The sequence below is a fragment of the Prevotella pallens ATCC 700821 genome (assembly GCF_000220255.1).
GTDB lineage: Bacteria > Bacteroidota > Bacteroidia > Bacteroidales > Bacteroidaceae > Prevotella > Prevotella pallens.
The window spans coordinates 364,537-366,486 of record NZ_GL982514.1; the positions used below are offsets into that span (position 1 = coordinate 364,537).

Below are 1,950 nucleotides of genomic sequence, written 5' to 3' on the forward strand. Positions count from 1 at the left end.
TTCTTAATATTTCACAATAAAAAGACTAGGTATAGGTAATGGGTAATGCTCCAGATTGGGAGTTATCAGAAGAACTGCCTGAAAATAAATTTTGTTCTAAATAATTAGTCCACCCTTAAAAACCTAATATTCCTCTGATTCATAGTATATTATGCTATAAATTATTTGTTTATATCTGCAAGTTTTTGTACCTTTACATTATAATTCTTGCAGATATTTATGCTTAAACGTACATCCAAACAGCTCTCTATGTTCTCTTCTTTAGAGGATATGCTTAGCCATGAACATCCCCTTTTCCAACTTAGTAATAAGATTAATTGGGAACGTTTTGAAAAATGCTTTCTCTCCTTTGTATTGCAGCAATAATGGTCGCCCAGCTCATCCTATTCGCTTGATGTGTGGTCTTTTAATTTTAAAATATTTGCGTAATGTGTCAGATGAAATGGTAGTTTTTCAATGGAGTGAGAATGCTTACTACCAATACTTCTGTGGTGGACTTGAATTTATGCCCAAACAACCCTGTGACGCTTCCGAGTTAGTTCATTTCATAAATAGGTCTAGATCCCTGCATTCCTACTTTTCTTCCTGTTAGGATGGCTTGCATTATAAATTTAGGTATATTCACCAAAGCTCCTCTTACAGCTCTTACAATACCAGCGTTGACTACCATTAAAATGACCACGTTTTATAGTCGATTTTGACCCACAATAAAAGCAGATTTTTTGCCATAAAAATATAATAAAACAAAGATAATGATTATTAGATAGTTACAAGAAATTTAAGCACACTTTTGTCATATAAGCCTGACAACCAGAAGATTATTTCATTAACTCACAATTTGGAACATCACCCACATTCTTGGGTGTATATTTTTTGAAATAATAGCACCTCCAGACCTTGAATAGCTTTGATAGGCAAGAACCGTCTTCCTCATGATCTGCTAATTTTAGACCTAAAATATACATAAGCCATATTGGATTAAAATCTATCTGCATTTTAATTACCATATGTCCAAAATTGTTATCTCCCCTTCTTTTTGAAAGGTTTTGCTCCCATCTTAACATAGGATATGTGTGAATAAATACTTCGCCAATATAGATTCCTACATCAACTAAGAGAGAACGGCTTTCTATACTTAAATCCCAATCATTAAGTTTTATATAATGTGGAACCTTCAATCTTATATCTTTATACTCATTATCTGGTATTTTTATTACTTTTATATTTTCTTCTAGCCATATTCCTAAATTGTCCAAAGATGATGGGCTAAAATCAGCGCACCAATTCTCGAATTTACCTGTTGAATTTACGGCTTTTGATAGTTCTTGTATTCTGTATTCCTTGTTTTCTATAAACCAATACTCATAAAGCTTAAGCTCTTTTTTACTTTTCGCGCTAAACTCGTAGTCAATTGGTAGATTATTTATTATATTATATTTCATATATTAGTGTAGTATGTATTTTATATTATGTTTTTGCAATTCCTGTAAAAGCGGCTTAGATGCACCTATCTTACCTGTTATGGGACTTCTAAAGAAATGCCATACAGACCCTTTTATGCTTCCATTAGCAATCAACTCAGCGTCTTTAGCAATTTGATTCTTTACAGAAGAAGTTAATGTGGTGTATCCAACCTTTGATTCATTGGCAACACCATTAACAAACTGATCAATTGTGCGTTGTCAAACAAAAGTGCACAACTACAAATGTAGTTATTTACTCTGATATTTCATTGTTTTATTATTAAAAATTCTTTTGTTAATTGAATTTTACTTTATTATTTCTCTTATCTTTTTGATTTTCTCCCCTTGCGCATATTGAAAAGTTTATAAAAAGTATGGATATTGTTTGGAAAATTCAGAAAAAATGACTAATTTTGCAAGTTAAAATAGAACAATAATAATATTAGAATAATATAAAAGAATTGTAATTATGGATATAAACAAGACA

2 protein-coding genes and 1 pseudogene are annotated in these 1,950 nt (G+C 31.1%); 1 reads left to right on the top strand and 2 read right to left on the bottom strand.

Going from position 1 to position 1,950, the window contains the following annotated elements:
• Window positions 1–219 precede the first annotated feature (219 nt).
• Window positions 220–556, top strand: a pseudogene (locus HMPREF9144_RS13060) (transposase); the annotation flags it as partial.
• A 55-nt stretch (window positions 557–611) separates the two neighbouring features.
• Here the strand turns inward: HMPREF9144_RS13060 and HMPREF9144_RS14090 are convergent.
• On the bottom strand, window positions 612–740 hold the full coding sequence (locus tag HMPREF9144_RS14090) for an IS1/IS1595 family N-terminal zinc-binding domain-containing protein (protein WP_428838909.1): 129 nt from the start codon (window positions 738–740) through the stop codon (window positions 612–614).
• Between the two features lie 78 nt (window positions 741–818).
• A complete protein-coding gene (locus HMPREF9144_RS10670; RefSeq protein WP_006046076.1) occupies window positions 819–1,442 on the bottom strand; it encodes a hypothetical protein in 624 nt (207 codons plus the stop codon).
• Window positions 1,443–1,950 lie beyond the last annotated feature (508 nt).

Bases quoted from the DNA above. Each gene is read 5' to 3' on its own strand.
- HMPREF9144_RS10670 (WP_006046076.1), bottom strand. From the start codon at position 1,442: ATGAAATATAATATAATAAATAATCTACCAATTGACTACGAGTTTAGC.